Genomic DNA, 26,633 nt, shown 5'->3' with positions numbered 1-26,633 from the left:
ATAAAGATGGGTAAACAAGTTATTTTATGTATCGACGACGAAGAGATTATATTGCAGGCGCTGGAGGAACAGCTCGTTAACATTTTTGGTGACGAATATGAAATTGAAACTTCGGACAGCGGAGTTGATGCCATCGAATTTTTCAAGGAATTGAAAGAAGAGGGTGTACATGTTCCGGTGGTAATTTCGGATTACATTATGCCCGGAATGAAAGGCGACGAAGTACTGAAGGAAATTCACAACCTTTCACCGGGATCTTTAAAAATCCTTCTTACCGGCCATGCTGATATTGAAGGGATAAGCAATGCCATTAACCATGCAAAGTTGTACCGTTACATTGCCAAACCCTGGGACAAAGACGACCTTGTTCTTACTGTAAGAGAAGCGATTAAAAGCTTTTTACAGGAAATAAAAATCCGGAAACAAAACGAAGAGCTGCTTCTGCTAAATGCCTCTCTGGAAGAAAAAGTAAAGGAACGCACTGCCGAGCTTAGAATTGCCAATGCGTCAAAAGACAAGTTTTTTTCGATCATTGCACACGATCTCCGCAATCCGTTCAACGCCTTGTTTGGCCTTACTGATTTCCTGATCGATAATTGGCAGGATATTGACGAAGCGACCAAACTTGAGCTTGTAAAAGACCTGCAAACTTCATCAAAACTCACTTTTAACCTGCTACAAAACCTGTTGGATTGGTCGAGATCCCAAACCGGACAACTTTCCGTTCAGTCTATAAATTTGGATGCAAGGGAAGTGGTGACAGAAACAATCGGAGTGTTAAAAAAGCAAGCGGGCAACAAATGTATCCTTGTGAAAAATTTTGTTCCTGAATCTACCATTTGCCTGGGCGATCCAAACATGGTTTCAACCGTTTTCAGAAACCTTATTTCCAACTCGATCAAATTTTCCAACCACGGAGGCCGAATTGAGGTAAATGCTACTGCTGTTGACGGACATTATCAGTTTAGTGTTGAAGATAACGGCGTTGGAATGGATACAGACACCCGGGACAAACTTTTCAAAATTACCGAGAAAGTTAAACGTCCGGGAACAGATAATGAAGAAGGTACCGGTTTGGGATTGATTCTTTGCAAAGAATTTGTGGAAAAAAACGGAGGTTCCATTCGCGTGGAAAGCGAACAGAACTCCGGGAGTAAATTCTTTTTCACCTTGCCGATAAGCCAGTCTTAAATTACATCAGTTAACTCATCGAGAAAGGCATGCAGACTTTCGTTTAATAATGGTTTAAGCTTGCGTTTAACATTGGCATGGTATTCATTCAGCCAGTTTTTCTCCCGCTCGTTCAATAAAGCCGGCTGAATCAGCGAAGTATCGATCGGGCAAAGTGTCAGCGTATCAAAACCAAGAAAACGGCCGTATTCGGTTTCTTCGCGTTCCACACATACGATCATGTTTTCGGTACGGATTCCATACTGGCCTTCGCGGTAAAATGCGGGTTCGTTCGACAATACATTGCCCGGAAGAATCGAATTTTCATTGTACTCCTGGCGAATGGACATCGGACCTTCGTGCACATTCAGAAAATGCCCTACTCCATGACCGGTACCGTGTCCGTAATTCATCCCGTTTTCCCAAAGTGCCTGCCGAGCCAGAATATCGATATGACAGCCTTTTGTTCCATACGGAAACTTAGCCAGCGTAAGACCGATCATTCCATTTAACACCAGGGTATAGTCGGTTTTAAACTGATCAGAAACCGGCCCGAGTGCCACGGTTCGCGTAACATCTGTGGTCCCGTCGACATATTGCCCGCCCGAATCGAAAAGCAAAGCTCCGTCGGTTTCCAACGGCAAGCCATCGTTGGGGCCAATGTGTAGATGAACGATTGCACCCCGCCCTTTGTATCCCACAATCGGAGGAAAACTTTCCCCCTTAAAACCTTCTTGCTTCGAACGAAATTCGGCAAGTTTCACCCCCGCATCGTAGTCACTAACAGGCTTCGCTCCCACTGTTTCTTTCAGCCAGTGCAGAAATTCTACCAGGGCAACACCGTCTTTTACCATCGCTTTTCGGAAACCCTCAATTTCGGTGGCATTTTTCTGTGCTTTTAACACTGCCACAACCGACGTTCCTTCCAGCACTTCATTCTTTTCGACCATGGAGCTATACGCAGCATAATTCAGCGTTCCCGGATCTACAAATATCTTTTTCCCATTTATTTCTGAAAGAAAACCATAAAAGTCGGTATAAGCTTTTACCTGAACGCCATCGGCTTCGAGCTTTAATTTTAGCACTGAATCGATCTTTTGGGCATCCACAAAAAGGATGCTTTCGGTGGCTCCAACCACCGCAAAACCAGTAAATACCGGATTGTAAGAAACATCAGAACCCCGCAGATTATAAAGCCACGCCAGTTCGTCGAGCATTGACACAACCTGAAAATCGGCTCCTTTTTTTGCCAGTTCACCCGCAACAGCCTGTTGCTTTTCGGCTCTCGGCAATCCTGCATACTGAAGCTCCAACTCAAAAGCTTTATCGCCAGGGATAGCAGGCCGGTCATTCCAAACTGCTTCCAGCAAATCGGGTGTTTCTACCAGTTCAATGCCTGGCTTAACCAGTGTTTTTTGAAGATTCCGAAACTCCGCGACACTTACGGTTTGCGTGTCAATTCCCAGTTTGCTGCCAGCCGACAGGTTTTGTGCCAGCCACACAGGTGGAGGAACAGCGGCCGGAACGCGCAATTTCATCATTTCAATACCCGTTCCCTCCAATTCATCCGCTGCCTGCAGGAAATACCGTGAATCGGTCCACAACGTGGCTTTGTTCTGCGTAACCGCCACCACACCGTACGAACCGGTAAAGCCAGAAATAAATTCGCGGGTTTCCCACCGCTTGGGCAGGTATTCGCTTGAGTGAGGATCAGTGCCCGAAATGTACCAGGCAGCAACGCCTATTTTACTCATTTCTGTGCGGAGGGCTGTTAGTCTTTGCTGAATTGTATCTTTCATGTTTTATTTATTTCTGCTTTCTATTGATCAACTTTTTCCTTTTTCTGTTTTCTGTTTTTCGAAATACCTTCTGACAAAGCCATTTATCGACGGGGCCGGGATATCGTTGTAATCAAACTCATCTTCAGCATAAAAACGGTAAGCCAGAATATCATCCATCGCCTTTAGATTTTCCACCGACTCTACGCGCACTTTAAAGGCAAGATCCAGCGTAAAAACCTTGAATTCGGAAAAGATGTATTCATTCGGAGCCGAAAACAAATACTCCAGGCTTGTAACCTTCAATCCCAGTTCTTCCGATAACTCTCTTGTTACGGCTTCTTCGGCTGTTTCCATCGGATCGACAAAACCACCGGGCAGGTCCAGTTTGCCATAATCGGGCTCTACGCCCCGTGTTACCAGCATTAATTTCCCTTCGTCGTCGGTAATCAGTGCGGCCACAGCAGCGGCTGAGTTTACAAAATAATGAAAACCGCAGCTCCCGCATTTTAGCGATCGTTCGCCCGACGGCGCAAACTTTTCAGAACCGCATTTGGGACAATATTTTAAAACCTTTAGAGGATGTGTGCTCATTTTTATTTGATTTTAGAATGTTGATTAACGAATGCAGACGACAGATTTTCCCTTAATTAGATAAACTTCTGAAATCTTCAATCATCATTCAATTACATCTCTTGCTTTTAACCAGTCAACAAATAAATCGGGCCAGTTATTGGCCGGCAATCCTTCCTGCCGTATTCCAAATCCGTGACCACCTTTTTGAAAAATGTGCATCTCGGCCGGAACATTATAACGTTTTAGCGCCGAATAAAACTCAATGGAATTTCGGGGTAGTACTGATTTGTCATCGTCAGCCAAAATCAAAAATGTGGGCGGCGTTTGTGCATTCACATTCAACTCATTGGAATATTTTCGAACCAACTTCAAATTATGCTCGCTACCTATCAGGTTTCTCCTTGATCCCATGTGCGTAAATTCTTCGTCCATGGTAATAACCGGGTATAAAAGCAGCATAAAATCGGGACGGCAACTCATTTTCTCTACCGAGTCATTGCTTTGAGCATTTCCTTCGTCAAAAACAGTTCCGGCAGTGGAAGCCAGGTGACCACCCGCCGACGAACCGGCAATTCCCACTTTTTCGGGATTGATCCCCCATTTCCCGGCATTGGCGCGGATAATACGCATAGCACGGCGTGCATCGCTCGACGGCACCTCATCGTGCCCATACGGAAGACGGTATTTCAGTACAATTCCTGCAATCCCCTTTTCCTGGAAAAAACGGGCCATATCGTACCCTTCGTGGTCCATCGCTTCAATGCTATATCCACCACCCGGGCAAATCAAAACTGCTGCTCCGGTATTGATTTCCTTTTCCGGGAGAAAAACATACATCTCGGCTTCAGAAACATTCCTTACCCGAACTCCGTCGTATTTTTCTTCCGGCTCTCTCATCCCGTTATCGTTGGGCGCACCGTTGGGCCAAACTTTCAATACTTCGTTTTGGGCATCAACACTCACACAAATTAACATGGTCATTACAAATAATAAAATAGGTCTCATTGGTTTATGTTTTAAGCAAAAAGCGGGTGGTTCTTCACCTCCCGCCTTTTGTTATTTCGATTTAACTCCTACAAAATAATGGTCTTTTTCCGAAAAAAGAACGTTAAAAGTCGTCAGCGAGCCATACACACGCGTAATGTATTGCTGGAGGTTCACTTTTTCCTCGTCGGAAAGCACATTGCTGCTGTTGATGTTTTGTTCGAGCACCCTCAAACGGTCGCGCAGCATCACAATTTTGTGAAAAAAAGTTTCGATCGGGATTTCTTTTGGCTGAAGTGCAGGATTTGCCGGTTGCATTAGCAAAGTTCCTCCCTGCCATTTTTCGCCCAGCGGTACAATTTCACTCAATGCCCCGTATTGATCCAACACATAAGTCATCACCTTTTCAAAATCCCTGATTGACAAACCCGACTTGGCTCCTGTTTGATTCAGGTTTAGCACCTTCAGATCGGTATTTCGTTTGGTGATCTCAATTTTACCGCCCCGCTCAAAAAAAATCTCGTAAGCGGTAATATTGTCCTTGCTAACAATTCCTTCGCCATATCTTGGGTGTTCCACCCTTGTTCCAACGGTTAATTCTTCCATGTTTTACTGATTTTATGAAAAGCTAAATGTAAAATATTTTAGGCAAAATCTACCTGTCACCGGCACGGAGAAGCAGTTTATTTGTTCTCCCTGATCCCAAAACTACGGTCAATTTTCAGGAAAGGGATCACGGCAAAAATGGGCAGTGTGCAAATCATCACCCAGATAAAAAAGTGCTGATACCCCAAAATCTCCTGCAACCAGCCACTCATCATCCCGGGAATCATCATTCCGAGTGCCATAAATCCGGTGGCAATGGCATAGTGAGCAGTCTGATATTTTCCCTGCGCAATGTAAATCAGGTACAACATGTAGGCCGTAAACCCAAAACCATAGCCAAACTGTTCGACCACTACCGCTGCCATTACATACCACAGCGAATCGGGTGTAAATGCCGATAACAAAAGATAGCCCAGGTTGGGCAGGTTAATGGCCAGCGCCATCCACCAAATCCAGTATTTCAGGCCGTTTCTGGAAGCCACCACCCCACCGAGAATTCCCCCGACGGTAAGCGCAATCATTCCCGCCGTGCCGTAAACAAGACCCAGGTCGCCTGTGGTAAGTCCCAAACCGCCTGCTTCTTTTGCGTCCAGCAAAAACGGTGAAGCCATTTTTACGAGTTGCGATTCAGCCAAACGGTAAAGCAGCATAAACAACAAGGCAGCACCAAGCTGTTTCATCCGGAAGAAACTGGCGAAAGTCTCCAGAAACTCGCCCCAGACTCCCTTTCCGTTTGATTTTGCTGCCACATCGCTGGCTGGCCTGGGCAGTATAAAACGGTGGTACAGATGAAACACCACAAAAAGAGCAGCAATTACAACAAAAACCACCAGCCACGCAAAACGAATATTCCCCGAACGGCCAACAAAACTGGCCTGCGTGGGTTTGCTCAATTTCGAATCGAGCTGAACCACCGCAAAAGCCGGTTTATTCCAGTTACTTTCGTTAAACTCATAGCGGTATTCGTGAATCAGCCGAATGCTGTTGTCGCCTTTGTCAAAACCAAGATTCAAAACCAGCCGGTCTCCGGCATCCGGTTTTTGGGACAACTGAATCGGCAGTATCGCATAATTCCCGGCTTCGGCACTTACTTTTTTCTCTTCGGAATTAAAGAGCCTTTTCAACGATGTCTCCAAAGGAATTACCACGTATTTTTTCCAAAGTCCCGGTTTCTTATCCTTTGAAATTTTCTCTTCTTTCGAATAAAATCCCTGTCCGATGTTCCACTCTTCAACCAACTTAAACACCGAGTCGGCATCGGCAGTCGCAATTTTTCTGATAGGAATTGTCAATGATTCGGGAGAAACAAAATAGGTTTCACCCGTTTCATTTAAAGCCGAAAAACCGGATGGATTGAAATCGACCTGCTCAATGGAGTTTCGTTGAGCCTCCACCTCCACTTTCAACGGAGGCAAGCCGGTGGCTGTTTCCAGGGTACCCGCCAGAATTACCAGGAGGCCCTGCCCGGTTAACATGGCAAAACGGTAAAAAGTACTTCTGATTCCCACAAAAAACGCTTGGTCGCCCGAAGATAATTCCAGCATGTAGTAACCATCGGCGGCAATGTCGTGGGTAGCCGAGCTAAAAGCCAGCAGCCAAAAGAAAGCCATGGTGTAGCGGAAAAAATTATCGGCCGGAATGGTAAAAGCCACGCCCGCCAAACCGGCACCGATCAGCAATTGCATGATCACGATCCAGTAGCGTTTGGTTTTGAAAAGATCGACAACCGGGCTCCACAAAGGCTTAATTACCCAGGGCAGGTACAACCAGCTTGTGTAAAGCGCAAATTGCGCATTTGAAATTCCGAGACGTTTGTACATGATCACCGAGAGAGTCATTACCATCACATACGGTAATCCTTCGGCAAAATAAAGTGTGGGAACCCAAAACCAGGGCGAACGCTTTTTAGTCATTTTTTATGGTTTGATGTTGAAATTGGTTTAGTATCTTTTTTCCAGGCTTGCGTTTTTAAAATAATGTGTCAGAATTTCATCATATTTATATCCTTTGTGGCCCATTACCGCAGCGCCAATCTGGCAAAGTCCAGCACCGTGCCCCCAGCCTGCTCCTTTCAATACAAATCTTTCAGGCAGACCGTTTTCTCCCTGCACTTTCTCTACCAGAAAAGCCGAACTATACAAATGCGATTCACTCAGCCAACGACGGATTTCCAGCTCCTTACCAACCGTTACTGTACGTTTTGTTCCTACAATTTTCAGGCGAACAAGCCGACCGGAAGTTCCCCTTTGCACCGGGATCAAATCCAGGATATTGCCAAAATCGATTCCCGAACGGCGCCGGATCAGATCGCTCAACTCAGCCTGTGAATATTCCACTGTCCAGCGGTAAAAATCTTTGGCAGACCAGTCGTAGTCATTGAGCACCTGTTTCAGCACCTCCTCATCGTGCGTATTGCAAAAAGCTTCGGGCTCAGCAGCGATCCATTTTTCGGCATTCTTTTCAATGGTCAGGTCCTGTTCAAAACCGGCCGGAAATTGTGGATTATCCACCACAGCTGTCAGGTAAGGATGATGAACCGGCTCCCAGCAATTTTCAAAAAGCTCGGCAATTCCGCCACAGGATTTTGAAAAGCGGGCATCGCACACTTTCCCGTCGTAGGAAAGAATTACTCCGGCCGTTTCATTTACTGCTGTTACCACATTGGGATTATGCGCCCGGGTGACGCCTTGGTAGCGCTGACAATGGTCGTCGGCACACACATGAAAATTCACATGGTCTTCGCGGTCGTACCATTTTATGTATTCGCTTTCAGAAATAAAGGTGCTTTCATATTTTGCCGTAGTTTCGGTAAGTTGCTCCTGCTTTTCGATTTGTGCGATCAGCCAGCTTCGGGAAATAATGGCGTGCGCTTTTAACAATTCGAGTGAACTGTTGGCGCTCATTTCAGACGAAATCACCGAAATCAAATAACTTTCGAGCGGCAAAATATTGATGGCAGTTATCTTTTCATTTTCGATGATCAGTTTCAAAGCACCTTTAAATTGCTGGTTCTCCTTTTGTTCCCAATGAAAATTCACCCCAATAACAACGTCTTTCAGCACAAAAGCAGCTTGATCAAAATCGAGCGGAGAAAACAGTAACTCTGATGCAGTAATATTGGTACCACTTAATTGAAGTACTCCATTTTCAATCGTTACAGTTTGTTCCCCCTCCAGTTGTTGCAGCTTGTTATTCAACTGAAACACACCATTGAAGCGAAATTGTATTTGGTCGGCACTCATGATGCCCACATCCAGTGTCGGTATTTTATGCATGTTCTAAGTTTTGTATGAATTGATTAAAAGCAGGCTCCGAATACAGTACCTGCTCAAAAATCGTATGTATGTCTTCTGGTTTTAGCTTATCAAAATCCTTTTCCAAGGGAGTGATCAACACACCGCCCATATCCACCGATGCCGGACTGATCAAAATGTTCTTCTCCCCTTCTTCAAAATATTGTGTAGGACGATGAAGGGCTCTTGGAAACACGACTACTTTCCATGCGTTGTTTTCATAAAACGCAAGAATGTTCATCATCGGTTCTTCATCCGAAACTTCCAGTGCGTCGTAAATTTTCAGGAAATCTTTTTCCACAGATTCTTTTACGGGTGATTCCAGCAAAATAAAATTGCGCAATCCGTCTTTTATCGCCCAGGCATCCGAAGTAAAAGAACGAAGCTTTATACCGTGTTGCTCTTTCAGTTTTTCCAGTTCATTTTCCAGTGGCATAAATCCCCTGTTTCCGGCCTGAAAATGAAAATGATCGGGGGCCGAAGCTCCACATTTAGGGCCATTGTAAAAAAGCGTAAACCCGGGCAGCGAGGCGGCCAAATCCAGCATATCGCCCAAACGCCCTTTTATTTGCTGCGGAAGGTGTTCTTCGCCCACAATTGTAAAATGCTGCGAAAAAATCGGGAAAGGATTAACCAGCACCGAATACGCTCCAATCTTTACTCCCTGCTGTTCTTTCGGACGATTTTTACTGCACAAAAAACACGGGCGGGCCTCAATGGATTTGGCATCCACTTTTGCAGCCGACGACACAATGCGTTCCGGGTTAAACTGTACCTTAATCTCCACTCCATCAAAGCTGAAAGCCCGCGTGCGTACTTTCTCCAGCCCCGCAAAGTTTTTGGCAGCAAGCGGCCATCCTTCTTTTTGCTCTGTCAGCAAGCGTAATACCTGTTCAGAATACTGCTGCATATCAGGCATTTTTACGTTGACGCGCTTTTAATTCGATGGTACGAATACGGTCTTTATAGGTATTATGTGCGTTCACTTTTACAATGTCGAGTGCCGCATCGGAGTTATCGTCCCAACGGCGGCACAAGTAAAGGTTCTCGTAAATCCTGCCGATCGAATAATCTCTCGAAATGGCCAATCCAACGGCATAATCTTCGCCATAACTCACATTCGGGATTTTTACGTCGCGCAAAACCGGCGTATAAAATGCACGCGGCGCTCCCAGTCCGTTTATGCGCAAAGCATTGTTTTTACCATTGTCAGGCGTCCATTCGCGGTGATCGATAATGCCGGGAGGAATTTCTTCTAGTTTGAAATTCACCAACTGGTAGGTTCCTACCACCATGGCGCATTTTTCCTGTTCAAATACCTCCACTATTTTTTGCAGCGTATTCTCGTCCTTGTAAATATCATCGCTATCAAGCTGAACCGCAAACATTCCGCAACGCGCATCGTGCACGGCCAGGTTCCAGCAGCCGCCAATTCCCAAATCGTTTTGCCCGGGAATGATGTGTACAATTCGCTTGTCTTTTTCGGCATACGAACGGATAATTTCGCTTGTCTTATCCGTTGAGTGATTATCCACAATAATCAGGTTAAAAGCAAAGCTTGTTTTTTGCGCCAGAACAGATTCAATCGCATCTGCAATTGTTTTTTCCCGGTTCCGCACCGGAATCACCACTGACGCTTTTTGACCGAACGCTGAGTTGTCAAATTCCAGCATGCCTGATTCAGGTGCCAGCCAGGCGCCTACATCTTTTAAATGTTCGGTAACCGCCTGTTCCATTTCAATTTGTACGCTCCGGTTTTTGGGGTCCACATAGTCAAACAATTTCTGCCCGCTTTTTCGCAAATCGGTTTCATCAATTGTATACAGGAACTCAGGAATACGAACAAACGCCCCCTGTTGTGACATTTTCAAACGCAGGTAATACAATCCGGCGCTGTCAAAATCCATTGTCATCTTATCAATGGCCTTTCGGAGGGCATTCGTACGGTATAACACCAGAGGTCCAAAGTTAAAATCGTCGCGCAAACTGCCTTCCTGGTAGTCGATTACCGGATGTGCAGAAAGCTGTCCTTCCTTTATTTCATAATAATCGGAATATACTTTTGCGGCATTTATAGCCTCAGCAACCGAAACCATGCGTTCGATGGAAAACTGGCCCAAAGAAAGAGTCGTACTTTTGGTAAGCAATACGGCATAGTCTGCACTGGCCAGCGTTTCTTTTAACGCTTTCACCCAAGAGGTACTACCAAAGCCCTCATACAAAAAAGACCTTGCTTTACCACCTGCTTTTGTTGCTGTTTCTTCGGGAAGATAAATATTTTGAATGACTGCATTCGTCTGCAATTCGCTGATTAGCCCTGCCGCACTCTCGTAGTTATGGATGGGCAGATAACAATTTATTCGAATCATGTTTATTTCTGATTTTGGAATTTTCTATTGCCTTTGTTTATCTCTCAGCAAATTTAAAAGAAACTTTCAAGCTCTCTGCAATTCGGAGAGTTTAAGCAGTATTGATCAAGCTTTTATATAAACCATAAAGTTTCACAATTACAGTATCTTCTCATATTGGTTTCAGACAATTAACACTAACCAAATAAGTCGGTTACACTAAAATGTATTGTAACAGGTATGATTGCATTTTCCAGTTCACAAAAAAACACATCCCTACCGGATGAATTTCGACTGCGATAAACCAAGGACATATATCACTAGTAACAAGCGCCTTATACAAAAACAACATTATACAACTCCTCCTAATTCTGTTTTACAACAGGTAGGTATTGGTAGGGAATAATACCTAACCCTCTTATTTTAGGTCCTATTGAATGACTAACAATACTTTATACAAAAAGGCGGGCAATAAAAGCCCTGCCTTTTTTATACAAGGACCTTAATTTTAAACACAACTTTATAAAGACCTTACTTATGACTGATAATACCATGGTTATCTCCCGTGAAAAAACGGAAAAAATAAGACTCAAACTTTCGTTGATGCTGTTTCTTCAGTATATGATGTATGCTGTTTGGTGGGTTCCGCTTGCAGCCTACCTGACCAACCTGGAGGTTAGCAGCCTTGAAAAATCACTGATTCTAAGTTCCATGGCGATCGGCTGTATTTTCTCACCGGTAGTTGGAATGCTTGCCGACCGTTTTTTTGCCGGACAAAAAGTGTTGGCAGTTCTAAACACCATCAACGCAGTTATGCTCTTCCTGGCCGGAAGCACCAATAACCATGATATTCTGTTTATCTGCTTGTTGATTGCCATGTTGGGCTACATGCCTAGCTGGAGCCTCACCAGCTCGATTGCAATGGCACATCTCAATTCAGAACAATTTCCCAAGGTCCGGATTTTTGGCTCCATTGGTTGGGTGGCATCCGGAATTTTCAGCGTCGTTTTCATAAACGTGCTGAACATTGATTTCGATGGTACTAACCTTCCTTTTTATTGCGGGGCCGCTGTTAGCTTGATTGCCATTTTCGCCAACCTCGCACTTCCTGATACTCCTCCACCCGCCAAGGGACAAAAAGGCTCGTTGATCGACACCTTCGGATTACGCACAATGGAACTGATGAAAGACCGTAATTTTGCGATATTCATTCTCTTCTCCTTTTTATCCATGATACCCTTTGCGATGTATTTTTCGTTCTTTTCAGAGTTCCTCTTAAACATTAAAACCAAGTACATTTCTGTGACCATGAACTGGGGAGTACTGGCCGAAATGGGATTCTTACTCCTGGTAACACCGGCCATCAAAAAATTCGGATTACGAAAGGTAATGATACTGGGTTTGGTGGCATTGTTCATTCGTTACTTTTCATTTTGGGCAGGCGGTGTTATTCACCAAAGCTGGATGTTCTATATCGGGATTTTAATACACGGGCTGATTTTTGGATTCTTTTACGTGGGAGGCCAAATCTACATCGACAAAAAAGCACCTGCCCAATTAAAATCACAGGCGCAAGGCTTTATTTTCCTGGTAACTTTTGGAGCTGGCTTATTGGTTGGTAATTTTATTTGCGCCCATATAATAGATCTTTTCAGAACCGCTGAAGGCTATAACTGGGATGCAATCTGGGGAATAATAACCCTAAGCTCAGCGCTATTGCTGCTTGTGTTTATCGTATTCTTTAAGAATAACGATCCTACTTTAACAAATAAATAGAAGTTAATTTAACAAATAAAATCTTCTATTTACCAGTTCGTGAATAATACCATCGGATTCTATCCATACAGGTGTTTTTACGTCCTATACAAGACAGAAATACGTAATAACCAAATCGATAGCGTATTTTTTCAAATTGTAAACTGAACACGAAATAAGTTACCATCTCGAAGTAAAAGCATCGTTAAATTTTAATTTTTATTTAAAATGACCGATTTTAATTTCAAATCATTTTGGATATTGATTTAAATTTTTACATTTGCTTCATCTTTAAAAAAGCGATATGCGTTTAGCTATTAACATTCTAGTCATTCTCGTTGTCATTCTTGGAATTTCTGAGAGGGGCTAGATTATGTGATAGTTTAAAAGATATTTACAGGCCTTTCTCAGAAACGAGGAAGGCTTTTTTAATGTTTAACAGATAGATAAAGACAAATAAGTATGCAAATTCCGTTACGAAGTAATACCACTACCCAGGGACGAAGAATGGCCGGCGCAAGAAGCCTTTGGCGAGCCAATGGAATGAAAGAAGAACATTTCGGGAAGCCACTGATTGCTGTAGTTAACTCATTTACGCAGTTTGTACCCGGTCACGCACATTTACACAACATTGGCCAGCACATTAAAGGCTTAATTGAAAAACAAGGCTATTTTGCTGCCGAATTTAACACCATTGCCATCGACGACGGAATTGCCATGGGGCACGACGGAATGTTGTACTCACTCCCTTCGCGCGATGTAATTGCCGACAGTGTGGAATACATGTGCAACGCCCACAAGGTAGATGCCATGATTTGCATTTCGAATTGTGACAAAATCACCCCCGGAATGCTGATGGCTGCCATGCGTTTAAATATCCCCGCAGTTTTTGTTTCGGGCGGACCAATGGAAGCCGGCGAAGTTGATGATCGTCACCTCGACCTGGTAGATGCCATGGTAATGGCGGCCGACTCCAAAATTAGCGATGAATACCTGGCTAAAGTGGAAGAAAATGCCTGCCCCACCTGCGGATCCTGTTCCGGGATGTTTACCGCCAACTCGATGAACTGTTTGGCTGAAGCAATTGGACTGGCGCTGCCCGGTAACGGAACCATTGTGGCTACGCATGCCAACCGCAAAAGGCTGTTTGAAGAAGCCGTTGAAAAAATTATTGCAGCCACCCAAACTTATTATTACGAAGGAAACGACAAAGTTCTTCCCCGGAGCATTGCAACCCGCGATGCCTTTTTAAATGCCATGAAACTTGACATTGCAATGGGAGGATCGACCAATACTGTTTTGCACCTGTTGGCTATTGCGCATGAAGCAGGTGTCGATTTCACCATGTCGGACATCGACCGGCTTTCGCGCCAAACACCGAACCTGTGTAAAGTGGCGCCCAACTCTCACTACCACATTCAGGATGTAAACCGTGCCGGAGGTATTCTTTCGATCATGGGAGAAATGGAACGTGGAGGTCTGTTGGAAACCAACGTTAACCGCATTGACGGAAAAACATTGGCCGAAGCTATTTCGGAGTACGACATTAAACGTGAAACCGTAACCGAAGATGCTTTCAGGCGATTTAAATCGGCACCGGGCGGAGGAAGAAACCTGGTAATGGGATCTCAGGAAAGCACATTTAAAGTGCTCGACGACGATCGTGAAAAAGGATGTATCCGCAATATCGAACACGCCTACAACAAAGACGGCGGGCTCGCAGTTTTATTTGGCAACATTGCTGAAAAAGGCTGTATCGTAAAAACAGCCGGTGTAGATTCGTCCATCTTTCAGTTTAAAGGGAAAGCACGGGTTTTTAACTCGCAGGAAGAGGCCGTTAACGGAATTCTGGGAGATGCCGTTCAAAAAGGAGACGTAATCGTTATTCGTTACGAAGGCCCCAAAGGCGGCCCGGGAATGCAGGAAATGCTCTACCCTACTTCGTACCTGAAATCGATGCAGCTCGACAAACATTGTGCGCTAATCACCGACGGACGTTTTTCCGGAGGAACTTCCGGATTGTCGATCGGCCATGTTTCACCAGAAGCAGCGGGCGGCGGCGCCATCGGACTGATTCGCGACAACGATGACATTGAAATCAATATCACCAGGCGTTCCATCAATCTGCTGATTTCAGAAGAAGAACTGGCCGAACGCAGAAAAGCAGAACAAGCCAAAGGTAAAGACGCCTGGCAGGCGGGAGAAAGAGAACGCAATGTTTCAAAAGCATTGAAAGCGTACGCAAGTTTTGTCTCCTCTGCTGATTTAGGTGCCATTCGATTAATTGACTAAAACGAAACAAAAGACAAAGTAACCAATACTTTATCTAACAAATAATTAAACTATATATTTCGAAATAGGTTGTCCGAAAAGCAACCATCGCTAAAAGCAAAAAGTATGACAACAAAAAGAGTTACCGGTTCTGAAGCACTGATTCTTTCGTTATTGGAAGAAGGGGTAGATACCATATTCGGGTATCCCGGAGGTGCCATCATGCCCGTTTACGACGCATTGTACGATTACGACAAACGGGTAAATCACATTTTAACACGTCACGAACAGGGAGCAATCCACGGAGCACAGGGTTATGCACGAGTCACTGGCAAACCAGGTATCTGTTTCGCAACATCAGGCCCGGGTGCTACCAACCTAATGACAGGTATTGCCGATGCAATGATCGACTCAACTCCTTTGGTGTGTATAACCGGACAGGTGGCTTCTCCGCTACTGGGAACCGATGCCTTCCAGGAATCAGACATCGTGGGTATGTCGATTCCGGTCACAAAATGGAACTACCAAATAACCTCGCCCGAAGAAATTCCGCAAGCCATCGCCCAGGCATTTTACATTGCCAACAGTGGCCGGCCAGGACCGGTACTTATCGACCTGACCAAGGATGCACAGTTCGGCGAACTTGATTTTGAATACAAAAAATGCACAAAAATACGGTCGTATGTACCGGAAAAACCGGTTGACCCGCATGCAGTAAAAGAAGCTGCTGATTTGATCGATGCAGCCAAAAAACCGATGATCCTTTTTGGGCACGGAATTATCATTGGCCGCGCAGAACAAGAGCTTAAAGACTTTATCGAAAAAGCAGGAATTCCGGCTGCCTGGACCATCATGGGTCTGTCAGCACTTCCTACCGATCATCCGCTGAATGTGGGAATGCTGGGCATGCACGGCAATTACGGCCCCAATGTATTGACCAACGAGGCCGATCTGATCATCGCTGTTGGAATGCGTTTCGACGACCGTGTTACCGGGAAAGTAAGTGAATACGCCAGGAAAGCGAAGATCATTCACATAGAGATTGACCCTGCAGAAATCAATAAAATCATCAAAACAGATGTAAGAATTTTGGGAGATGCCAAGAAAGCGTTAAAAATGCTTACTGCAAATGTAAAGGAAAACAGTCATCCGGAATGGATGGAAGAGTTCCACAAACACATGAAAGTAGAGCAGGAGAAAGTAATCAACAAAGACCTTCGCCCGACCAAACCGGGATTGACCATGGGAGAAGTAATCAGCCTGGCTTCGGAAAAAACCAACCACGACGCGATTTTGGTGACCGATGTAGGCCAGCACCAGATGGTTGCGCAGCGCTACTTCAAATTTAAACACTCGCGCAGCAATGTTACTTCCGGAGGGCTGGGAACCATGGGATTTTGTTTGCCTGCCAGTATGGGAGCACAACTTGGAGCACCCGACAGAACGGTTATTGCAGTAATTGGCGACGGTGGTTTTCAAATGACCATCCAGGAGCTGGGAACCATTGCCCAAAACAAACTTCCGGTTAAGATTATTGTACTGAACAACCACTTTTTGGGCATGGTACGTCAGTGGCAACAGCTGTTCTTTGAAAAACGCTATTCTTTCACCGAGCTGCAAAACCCTGATTTCATAATGATTGGAAAGGGATTTGGAATTGAAGGTCACAGGGTAGACAAACGCGAAGATTTGGCAAACGGCGTTCAGCAAATGTTGGATCACGACGGTCCCTACCTGTTGGAAGTTACCATTGAAAAAGAAGACAACGTATTTCCGATGGTACCAACCGGAGCGTCTGTTTCGGATATTATCCTGGAACCATGATTCGGGAAAGAGTACTGCGGAATTAAATCAAAAATTGTATAAGATGAAAAAAGAGTTCATAATAACCATATTCTCTGAAAACCACATCGGTTTGCTGACACGTATCACCATTGTGTTTACCCGGAGAAAAATCAACATCGACAGCTTAACTGTTTCCGAATCGGCATTGCAGGGAATCTACAAATTCACAATTGTTATAAAAGAAACAGAAGCGCAAACACAAAAAGTGGTAAACCAACTGGAAAAACTGATAGATGTGCTAAAAGCCTTCTACCATACCAACGACGAAATGATTTACCAGGAAATTGCGTTGTACAAAGTTCCGATCGAACCCATTTACGAGAGCGATGCCATCGAGAAAATTGTTCGTAAGGCCGGGGCTCGTATTCTGGAGATCACTAAAGATTACGTAGTGGTTGAAAAAACCGGCCACAAAGAGGATACACAGGCACTGTTTGAAGAGCTGAACAAATTTCACGTGATGCAGTTTATTCGCTCCGGAAGAGTGGCCATCACCCGCGACCCGATCGAACGCCTCTCTGAGTTCCTGAAAGAAAGGGATGCGTTTTTAAATAGTTTGGATTAAAATACAAAAACGAACTTCTAAATACCCACCGACCATCCGGTGGGTATTTTTTTTCATTTCAATTCAATAGGCTTCATTCAAAAAAAGCCGATATAACTATATTTGCAATATGTTCTTCGAACATTCAAGGGAAAGTGAAACCTAAGAGATCTAAAATGAATAAAATTATATACCTGGCATCGATTATACTTTTTTCATTTTCTCTGAATGCGCAAAATACCGATCATTTTCGTTTTTTAACACAGCAACTTCAGGAGACTTCGAATGACAGTGTCAAAACCGAAATGCTGATTGAACTGTCAAAATTAACCCGCTCACAAAATCTCTCTGAGAGTTTGAGTTACGCCCGCCAGGCACAGAAAACCGCAGAAAGTACCGAGAGCCCTGAATTAATGGCCATTGCCCATAATAATCTGGGAATCATATTTTATCACATTGGCGAATATGATCAGGCGCTGGAGCATTTTCTGGATAGCAAAAGGATCTATGAAACCAACAGGAACTACAACGCACTGATTGGACAAATTAATAATATTTGCGGAGTGCTTTTGCAATTGGAGGAGTACGACAAAGCATGGGATTTGTACCAGGAACTCTTTGAAAAACAGAACGCATTACTGGCAAAAGGAGACTCCTCGAATTTATCACAACTCCATGTTTTCTACAATAGCATGGGTATTATCAGTGAGAAAAGAGGGGAACTAAAGAAAGCACAATCATATTTTGAAATGGCCATTGAGAATGCGACCAAATACGACTATAAAAACAGACTGGCCTCGATCTACAACTCAATGGCTGAAAATTACTTTGAGCAAAAGCAAACCGATAATGCCCTTCAGTGTCTTAGACTGGCAATAGAATTCAGTGAATACTTCGACGATATGATCGAACTATCCAAAGCCAAACAACAACTATCGAAATATTTTTTGGATCAAAACTCTTACAAAGAGGCACTAGCCAATGCAACCGAAAGCTTAAGTGCGGCAACAAAAGCCGGCTCCAATGTTTTGAAAGGCGACTCGTATCATCTTCTTTATCAAATAGAAGAGCAAAAAGGAAATTATTTGAATGCCCTAAACCACTATAAAAATTATACGAGTTACCAGGACAGTATTTTCAACGAAAAAACGATCAAGGAAATTACCCGCCTTGAAATGACACACCAGTTTGAAAAACAGGAAGAACAGTTTAAAATACAAAACTCAAGAATCAAATTTATTTACGGCATTATCATACTTGGATTACTACTGGGCCTGGTAATTTTTGTGTTGTACTACCTGTTAAATAAAAGCCGGGACAAAGGCGCATACCTAACCAAACAAACACTGGAGAAAGATTTGGAACTACGTGAAAGAGAGCTGGTAATGAAAGAACTTTACCTGGTTGAAAAAAATGAAACCCTAAAAAAGGTCACCAAGCAACTTTCAGAGGTTCAGTTAAAAGCCGATGCCGTCTCAAATGAGATAATTGCAGAATCTATCAGCTTGCTTAAATCGAGTTTGAACAAATCGGTATGGGAAGAATTTGAAACACGCTATCAACAAGTTCATGAAGGTTTTTATGAGAAATTAAGGGAGCAGTTTTCATTCCTCACCCCAACCGAAGAAAAATTATCGGCATTGCTAAGACTGGGAATGTCATCAAAAGAAATTGCAGAACTCACGCAACAAAGTGTAAAAAGTGTTGAAGTAGCCCGATCGAGATTGCGTAAGAAATTAAACCTGACCAATACAAATGTCAATTTAAGCACTTTCCTCGCTCAACTTTGAAACCCCCCTCTCCTAACCAGGACAAGCCAGAAAAGATTGACAATCGATTGAAAAGCAGATTATATAGACTTGATCAATATCATTCATCCATTCTATCATTTCAATCTAAGACCGTTTAAAATATTTTGCCAGGCAATACACAAATTTTGTTGATACGAAACTAACATTACACGTTTAGCAGCCAACCTCCCCAAGCTACCTAAAACAAAGGCTTTTATTAAATGATGACCATATCTATACCGCCCTAAAATACGTATGAGTGGTATTGTTATGGTACTTTACTAAACGGTAGTGGATATTCTAGGGAGCGTAATACCTTATTAACCAATTACATTTTCAATTTTGCAATTTCAAAAATTCTAACAAGTCAAACGATGCGAAATTTTTACATTATTTTAAAAACAACACTTCTTTTCCTGGCAGTAATTTTTTTGTCAGGAAATGTAATGGCACAAAATCCGGAAAGTACTCCTGTTAAGGGAATTGTCCGGGTTAAATTGACCCAGGAAGCTGCTCTGCAAATTCAGAAGCAGCCGGATGTATTAGAATTAAATCCTCTTCAAACTACTATCCCCGGGTTTAATGTTCTGAACAAAGAATACAAGGCCACAAGCATGAAACCCGTTTTTCATGTAGCCGGAAAATTTGCAGAACGCCAACGTAAATACGGACTGCATCTTTGGTATGAAATTGCAATAGACAGTACGGCTAATCTGAACGATGCACTTTCGAAATACGGAAATTTAGAGGCCATTGAATTTGCTGAATCAAAAATTAACTATTTCAGTTTTGGCAACGCTGAGATGGAAGAAGTTGAAACTACAGCATCGAACACATTATCAGAAAAACCGAATGATCCGCTGTTCTACGCACAGTGGCACTATGAAAATACAGGACAGACTGGTGGTACACCCGGAGCCGATATCAACCTCCTGAAAGCCTGGAAACTTGAAACCGGGAATCCGGAAGTAGTGGTGGCTGTAATCGATGGAGGTATTGATTATGAGCACGAAGACCTGGCAGCCAACATGTGGACCAATGAAGAAGAAATTCCCGAAAACGGAATTGATGACGATAACAATGGTTACATTGATGATTATTACGGATGGAACTTTGTAATGGGGGTTCCAACAATTATTCCACACCAACACGGCACACACGTAGCCGGAACCATTGCTGCGGTAAATAACAACAACAAAGGTGTTGCCGGTGTTGCCGGTGGTAGCGGAAACGGCGACGGTGTACGCCTCATGTCGTGCCAGGTATTCAGCACGCTTCCGGGAGGGACGGACGAATACGCCGGAGGTTTCGAAGAAGCGTTTATCTATGCTGCCGACAATGGTGCGACCATCTCGAACAACTCGTGGGGTGGCGGTGCTCCCAGTCAGGCAATGAAAAATGCAATTCTGTACTACATTGATAATGCCGGGATTGACGAAAACGGTAACTCAACCGGGCCGGTTCAAGAAGGTGGACTACCAATTTTTGCTGCCGGTAACTTCTCCAGCTACAGTGATTACATTGGTCTGCCGCGTGCTGCTTACCCTTCGGCCTACGGTCTGGGCATAACGGTGGCCAACACTAACCACTACGACCAAAAATCAACTTCCTCCTATTTTAGCGAAATCGTTGACATTTGTGCTCCCGGCGATCAAATTTATTCTACCCTGCCGGGAAATCAATACGGTGGCCCTCATTGGGGGGGAACTTCAATGGCTTCACCACATGTGACTGGGGTTGCGGCGCTAATCGCATCAAAATATGCTCACCACATCACGCCAAATGACATTACCGAACGTTTGTTAAGCACAGCAAAAGACATTTACAATGTCAACCCTACATTTACCGGCTACCTCGGGAAAGGTCGTCTTGATGCCTACGCTGCACTGGTTGACGATCCCGGTTCAGTTCCCGCTGTTAGCGACTGGGGATTTTACAGTATCGATGAAAATACCTTCCACATTGGATGGATGCTGGTAAAAAACATTCAGGGTATCACCATTACCGATTACGAAATTCTGGTTGCGCCCGGCGAAATCACCGATACTACTTTTTTCAAATCTGCAGCAACTGCTACCTCTTTCCATTCATCAGCAAAATATTCGTTCGATCAATTCTTTATTGAGAATCTTGAGCCCAATACCACTTATACTGTTGCCATCCAGGCCAAAGACCGGTTTAGAAACACTTCTGGCTTGTCGCAATTGTTTTCGGCTACTACCTGGAAAGCAGCACAGCTGGAGCTTTTGTCGAATGACACACTTGAAATGAACATTGACGTTAGTAAGAACAATCTTGCCAACGATAGCTATAATTTCAGAAATAAAGGTGAAGCATTTTCACGGTACGACTGGAATGTTAAAGGCTATGAAACACTGGCACTCAAATCAGCCAGTCAGCTACCTTCAACATTGGGGTTTAGAACGGCCATGCAACTGTTGAGCGGTGGCGGCAACATCAGTATTGGAATGTATGCCAGCCCCAGTTGGAACGAAGGTACTCCTAGCTATACTTATACCGATTCGGTTGCACACGAGGATTTGAGTGTCCCCGATGAAATGGTTGGCCCCGGAAGCCTCAGTTATGCACAGGAAATCACTTACGAAAGCTGGATGTATGCCAACAAATTTGTAGCCGAGCATGATATGGTTTTGTCTCACGTAGGCGCATACATTGCCACCGAAATGTACGATGGCAGTCAATTTCATTTCTCCATTCATGTGGGAGGCGAGGATTATCCGGCAGGAGAACCGGTAGCTTCAACCGGGAGCTACATCTACGATTATCGTGATGGCGGTTGGTATAAAACAACCCTTTCAAGAGATGTGGAAGTAAAACAAGGCGATATTTTTTGGGTAACTGTTACTGCTCCGCGTGGTCTTTATTTGCCAATCGGTGCAAAAAAAGCAACCGGATACAGTTATCAGTGGAAAGATAAAAGCTTTGCCCGCGTAGCTCCCGAACAAAATTACATGACCGATATAGGACAGGTTTTTGGTAAATACCTGATGATTCGTGCCTACGAATCGGTTAGAAACTCCAGCCTTGTAAAATTTACTCCCAGAACCGGCGATATTCAACCCGATTCGGTCCAGCAGATTGACATCGAAGTAAACGGAAATTACTTCGATAACGGAACCCACCTGGTGGAACTATTCATGCGACACGACGACCCAAAACAGGGAGCTTTATCGAAATTTGTTAAAGTGAATGTATCAGGCCAGGCACCGCAACTGGAAGCCAGCATGAGCACAGTTGATTTTGGCACCCAGTTTTTCGGAACCACTGAGAGCATTCAACTGGAGATCAAGAACACAGGAAAAGGAAACCTGAAAAACATTGTGCTCGGAAACCTAAACAGCGATGTAATCACAGTTTCTCCCTCTTCTATTGCAGAACTAAAAGCCGGATACAAAACGGTTATTACTTTAACTACCAAGAAACAGGACAATGCACTGAACTACCAGGGATTATTAAAAATAGTAAGCGATGACGGAAGTTTGGAAATTCCGGTTTTGGCCAATTTTATAGAAGGTCCTGTATTGGAAGGCCCTGTTTCAATGGAATGGCTGGGCGAAAATGCAAGGCAATCAGGTGAAGTGATAGACACCGCAATTGTTTTGAAAAATGTTGGTAATTATCCGGCTTCATACAGCATTACCGCTTACAGCTATATCCAAAATATAACACCTGCATCGGGTATTATTATGGCCAACGACAGTATTAGTATTCAGCTAACTGTTGACCTCAACGGTAAATATGCGACCAGCTCTTCAAATACAACTCTGAATGTGAATTACGATGGCAACCAACGATTGAGCATTCCTTTTAAAGTTGAAATCTTAGGTGAGCCGCAAATCAGTATCGACAATACTTCGCTTGATTTTGGCAACGTGATTGCCGGTAGCGGGGTTTCGCTTTCAAAAACATTTACCGTAACAAATACAGGAACTGCAAACGCCTACTATTCACTAGAGAAACCATCTTCACCGTTTTCCAACAGCGATTACGTAAGTTCTTTCTCTTCGGTATCGGCCGGAAGCAGCAAAACATTTACGGTGAGTTTTGCCCCTCAGGACATTCAAACCTACGCAGATCAAATTGTTTTTAATCTTCTGACAGCACAAAACGGTACAGTAAGCCAGTCATTCCCGATTGAACTTTTGGGAAAAGGCGACAGCTCACCACTGGCAACCTACAGTTGGACAAACGACTTTGCCAAAGACACACTGGCCTATGGCAACAATCTTGGAAAATCTGCCAGCGTAACCATCACCAACGACGGAAACGAGAAGACACTTAACTGGTCAGTTTCTGCTCCTGAATTTATTACGATCGAAGGGAAGAAAAAGGAAGCCGATGGTTTCGACAATGGCTATGGCTATTCTTACAATTATACAGACTACGAATGGATTGACATAACGGGAAAAGGCACCTCTTTAACCGGGAACTTTTTAAACTCCAGTCAAAAATCAACTTTGATTGATTTCAAAGACTTCATCTTCCGATACTATGGCAACGATTATTCTTCGCTTACCATAGGCAAAGGGGGCTGGGTTTCTTTCGATCCTTCACCGGGCAGCTATTTCGGCACATCGTCGCACGATCTTCCCAACAGCAGCACCGGCTCAAGTTATGCAAATGCTGTCATTGCACCGTTTTGGGGAAATAACGTAACATTTTTAGGAGAACAGTCTGATCTTTTAGTGTATGAAACCGACGAGTATGTTGTTATCCAATGGAATAACGTTGGATATTATTACAGAGGAGACGGTGGTGATTTCACATTTCAGTTGATATTGTATGCAAATGGTGACCTAAAATACCAGTACAAAGAAATGCTTACCACCGGGCAATATTATCTTCCGTATTATCGCATTGGTTTTGAAGGACCACAGGGTATTTACGGAGTAACAATAAGTGAAGACTACCGAACCGGACACGATGCATATTCAGGAAAAGCCATCCTGATCAACCCTCCGCTTTCAGGAAAACTTGCTGTTGGTGAATCGAAAATTATTCAACTGCAATACATTTCAGAAAACATGGCTGTTGGCGATCACAGCGGAACTGTCAATGTACTAACAAACGATATTAACAATTCGGCCAACATCACCCATGTTGCATTGCATGTAAGTGGCGAATCGAATCTGGCCATCAGCAAAAAAGAGATTGCTTTCGAAGACGTAATGTACTTGCCTTCCAGTCCAGGTACGGTAAGTGAAACACTTCTTTTAATCAACACCGGCAGTAAAGCAGCCACAGTCGCATCTATTGAAATAAATGGTTATGGCTCAGCACTTTTTGCTACCAATCTTGAAGTAAATGCAATGGTTCCTGCATTCGACACCATTGCATTCGAGGTTTCTTTTTCGGCCAAAAATGCAGATCTCAACCTGGCTGATCTGGTTCTTGTGTTCGATGACCAACGCGAATTTTCAGTTAAACTTTCCGGAGATGCAGTACTGCCGCCGGTTTTTGCCTACGACTTACTTGAAACCGCTGAAAACGATACAATGAAACTGATCGTCAACGAAAACGGGCAAAACAACTTCCGCATTCAACTGGCAAACCAAGGTCAAGAAAAAGCACTGGACTACTCTGTAACAATGGGAATCCTTCGTCAGGGCTGGGGAACCGGTAGCATTGGTAAACCGGCCAAATCGGGCCAGGTGTTTGCCGACTCACTCAATTATGATATTCCTGAGTATCCAATGGGATTATTTGGCGGAGACGGTGTGACAAAGGTTAAAACAGCTACACTCTTCACCGTTACACAACCCGAAGGATTTACACTCACACACGTAAAAGACTACCTGAAGCCGGGAGCAACTAAAGCACCTTACATTGTGAAAGTTATGAAAGGGAATGACCTTGAAACAGCAGAACTCCTTTACTCCGGAGAATATCATGCTGAATCGTCGGAATTTGGTCTGCACACCATTGCCCTGTCACAGTCGTTCTATTTTGAACAGGGAAGCCAGTTCTTCATTGAAATTGATTTTCCGGTTGAAATGAAATCCTTGTTCGGATTCGATTACAACTCGCCAAGTACCGAAGGAAAATACTGGATTTCATATAATGATGGCGCAGTTTGGGAAGAGCTTCCGTTTACATACACCTTAAAAACAAGAGCACTTTCAGCCCATCCCGGACAATGGCTGACCATTGAACCAAGAACCGGAGAGATTGAAGCAGGAGCTGCTCAGGACATCGATATCACTGTTGACGCGTCGCTATTCGAAGCCAGAACCTACCAGGCTCGTATGAATATCGCACACAACGATCCGCTCCGGGAAAGCGCCAACGTGCCAGTCCTGCTTCGGATTAATTCGGCTCCCGTGCTACAGTTGCCCGACACGCTGCTTGTAACGGAAGGAGAAGTGAAGGTTCTTGAACTCCCGCTTACCGATCCGGAAGGCGACGAAATAATCTCTGTAGAAGAAACTTCTTCACTGTCATTTACTGAAAGTCATTATCAAAACGGATTACTTACTGTTACGCTAACACCTGACTATTTCACTTCAGGTGATTATATACTTGGTTACCGGGTAACTGACACTTACGGCGCGAGCAAGGAATATTCCTGTAAGCTAACCGTCGTTAACACAAACCGTGCACCTGAAGTAGTAACCGACTTAAGCACGCAGACACTACACATTAACTACGAGTACCGTTTTAACTTTGGTGAGTTATTTGCTGACCCGGACAACGATACGCTGACCTACACCATTTATACTGAAACCAATGGCGTAGTTGAAATTTTCACCATGGGACCGGAAGCGATTATTGTTCCGGTTGAAAAACACATGGAAACCATGTTACACATTACGGCCACCGACATTTATGGCAAAACAGCAGAAACCGGTTTTATTGTTTCAACAAAACCTGGCAAACAAACCTGGGTACCGAATGTATGGAATCCAAACGCTATGGTAATTGAAGCCGGAACTGATTTTACTGAATCATTCGATGTTGCTTCAACCAAATCAGGGGACGTATTGGAGAGCTATGTAGCAGATGGTCCTAACTTTATTTCAGCATCGTTGAACGGAAACGATATCGTGCTGGAAATGAATCCCGACGAAAATGTGGAAGGCGAATTCACAGTTAATATTGCCACTAAAGATGGCGGAAATAACATCATCTTACACGAAATTAAAGTGGAAGTATTAAAATCAGGTAATACTGTAACCGGCCTTGACGATTTGGATGAAAATACGGAAGTAAATGTTTACCCAAATCCGGCAAGAGAACTAATCCATATTAGTGGCTTAGGCACTGTCGAGCAAAAACAGTTGATCCGAGTTTTCAATAGCCAGGGATCAATTGTTTATAGTCAGGAACTGGATACTTTAACCAGTGACGTTTTTGATTACAACGTGACAGCGCTGAAGTCAGGAACATATCACATCCAGATTATTTCAGCTAACAAAAGCATTAGTAAAACATTTGTTAAACTATAGTCCTCAGATCGAACCTTTTCATGAAGCCGTCGGGAAATTCTCGACGGCTTTTTTGTAGTATTAATGAACTCCCCTCGCAAGTACAAGGGATATCAAAACTGTGTGCATTTTTCAATCTCACCCAAATGCGAGCGATAACAAGCTCTTACTTTTCAACAATCTATTATTATGTTTTGCAGTATTGCATTTTATATACGATCTTAAAGG

General features: G+C 43.8%; 15 protein-coding genes. 7 read left to right on the top strand and 8 right to left on the bottom strand.

What is annotated here, in order from left to right:
- The first annotated feature begins 6 nt into the window (after window positions 1-6).
- Window positions 7-1,191: a hybrid sensor histidine kinase/response regulator gene (locus tag INQ51_RS13265; RefSeq protein ID WP_233378447.1), complete on the top strand. Its 1,185-nt coding sequence runs from the start codon at window positions 7-9 to the stop codon at window positions 1,189-1,191.
- Here the strand turns inward: INQ51_RS13265 and INQ51_RS13260 are convergent.
- From INQ51_RS13260 to INQ51_RS13225, 8 genes are all read right to left on the bottom strand, one after another.
- Window positions 1,188-2,969, bottom strand: a complete 1,782-nt coding sequence (locus tag INQ51_RS13260) for an aminopeptidase P family protein (RefSeq protein WP_233378446.1) — start codon at window positions 2,967-2,969, stop codon at window positions 1,188-1,190. The genes INQ51_RS13265 and INQ51_RS13260 overlap by 4 nt on opposite strands.
- Window positions 2,970-2,996: 27 nt before the next feature.
- Window positions 2,997-3,542 (bottom strand): NUDIX domain-containing protein, encoded by a 546-nt coding sequence (locus INQ51_RS13255; RefSeq protein WP_233378445.1) that lies wholly within the window; start codon window positions 3,540-3,542, stop codon window positions 2,997-2,999.
- 84 nt (window positions 3,543-3,626) lie between these two features.
- Window positions 3,627-4,529, bottom strand: coding sequence for an alpha/beta hydrolase (locus INQ51_RS13250; protein WP_233378444.1), 903 nt, complete (start codon window positions 4,527-4,529; stop codon window positions 3,627-3,629).
- Window positions 4,530-4,580: 51 nt separating this feature from the next.
- Window positions 4,581-5,114 (bottom strand): hypothetical protein, encoded by a 534-nt coding sequence (locus tag INQ51_RS13245; RefSeq protein WP_119436204.1) that lies wholly within the window; start codon window positions 5,112-5,114, stop codon window positions 4,581-4,583.
- A 77-nt stretch (window positions 5,115-5,191) separates the two neighbouring features.
- Window positions 5,192-7,027, bottom strand: coding sequence for an MFS transporter (locus INQ51_RS13240; protein ID WP_233378443.1), 1,836 nt, complete (start codon window positions 7,025-7,027; stop codon window positions 5,192-5,194).
- Window positions 7,028-7,054: 27 nt separating this feature from the next.
- Entirely contained in the window at window positions 7,055-8,389 is a 1,335-nt protein-coding gene (locus INQ51_RS13235) for a SpoIID/LytB domain-containing protein (protein ID WP_233378442.1), read from the bottom strand.
- Window positions 8,382-9,317, bottom strand: coding sequence for a DUF4922 domain-containing protein (locus tag INQ51_RS13230; protein WP_233378441.1), 936 nt, complete (start codon window positions 9,315-9,317; stop codon window positions 8,382-8,384). Before INQ51_RS13230 ends, INQ51_RS13235 begins: the two co-directional genes overlap by 8 nt.
- Window position 9,318: 1 nt before the next feature.
- Window positions 9,319-10,776: a glycosyltransferase family 2 protein gene (locus INQ51_RS13225; protein ID WP_233378440.1), complete on the bottom strand. Its 1,458-nt coding sequence runs from the start codon at window positions 10,774-10,776 to the stop codon at window positions 9,319-9,321.
- Between the two features lie 516 nt (window positions 10,777-11,292).
- On the opposite strand from INQ51_RS13225, the gene INQ51_RS13220 reads away from it, so the two are divergent.
- The 6 genes from INQ51_RS13220 to INQ51_RS13195 all read left to right on the top strand — a co-directional run bounded on the left by INQ51_RS13220 (window position 11,293) and on the right by INQ51_RS13195 (window position 26,426).
- A complete protein-coding gene (locus tag INQ51_RS13220; RefSeq protein ID WP_233378439.1) occupies window positions 11,293-12,531 on the top strand; it encodes an MFS transporter in 1,239 nt (412 codons plus the stop codon).
- A 441-nt stretch (window positions 12,532-12,972) separates the two neighbouring features.
- Window positions 12,973-14,802, top strand: a complete 1,830-nt coding sequence (ilvD, locus tag INQ51_RS13215) for a dihydroxy-acid dehydratase (protein ID WP_262909919.1) — start codon at window positions 12,973-12,975, stop codon at window positions 14,800-14,802.
- Between the two features lie 105 nt (window positions 14,803-14,907).
- Complete coding sequence (gene ilvB, locus INQ51_RS13210) at window positions 14,908-16,605, top strand: biosynthetic-type acetolactate synthase large subunit (RefSeq protein ID WP_233378438.1); 1,698 nt, start codon at window positions 14,908-14,910, stop codon at window positions 16,603-16,605.
- Window positions 16,606-16,648: 43 nt separating this feature from the next.
- Window positions 16,649-17,191, top strand: a complete 543-nt coding sequence (gene ilvN / locus INQ51_RS13205; protein WP_233378437.1) for an acetolactate synthase small subunit — start codon at window positions 16,649-16,651, stop codon at window positions 17,189-17,191.
- Window positions 17,192-17,346: 155 nt separating this feature from the next.
- Entirely contained in the window at window positions 17,347-18,960 is a 1,614-nt protein-coding gene (locus tag INQ51_RS13200) for a tetratricopeptide repeat protein (RefSeq protein ID WP_233378436.1), read from the top strand.
- Between the two features lie 374 nt (window positions 18,961-19,334).
- On the top strand, window positions 19,335-26,426 hold the full coding sequence (locus tag INQ51_RS13195; RefSeq protein ID WP_233378435.1) for a S8 family serine peptidase: 7,092 nt from the start codon (window positions 19,335-19,337) through the stop codon (window positions 26,424-26,426).
- Window positions 26,427-26,633: the final 207 nt, after the last annotated feature.

The sequence above is a fragment of the Maribellus sp. CM-23 genome (assembly GCF_021354595.1).
GTDB lineage: Bacteria > Bacteroidota > Bacteroidia > Bacteroidales > Prolixibacteraceae > Draconibacterium.
Note: the sequence above shows the minus strand (reverse complement) of the source record. Positions and strands in the feature narration are given on the sequence as shown.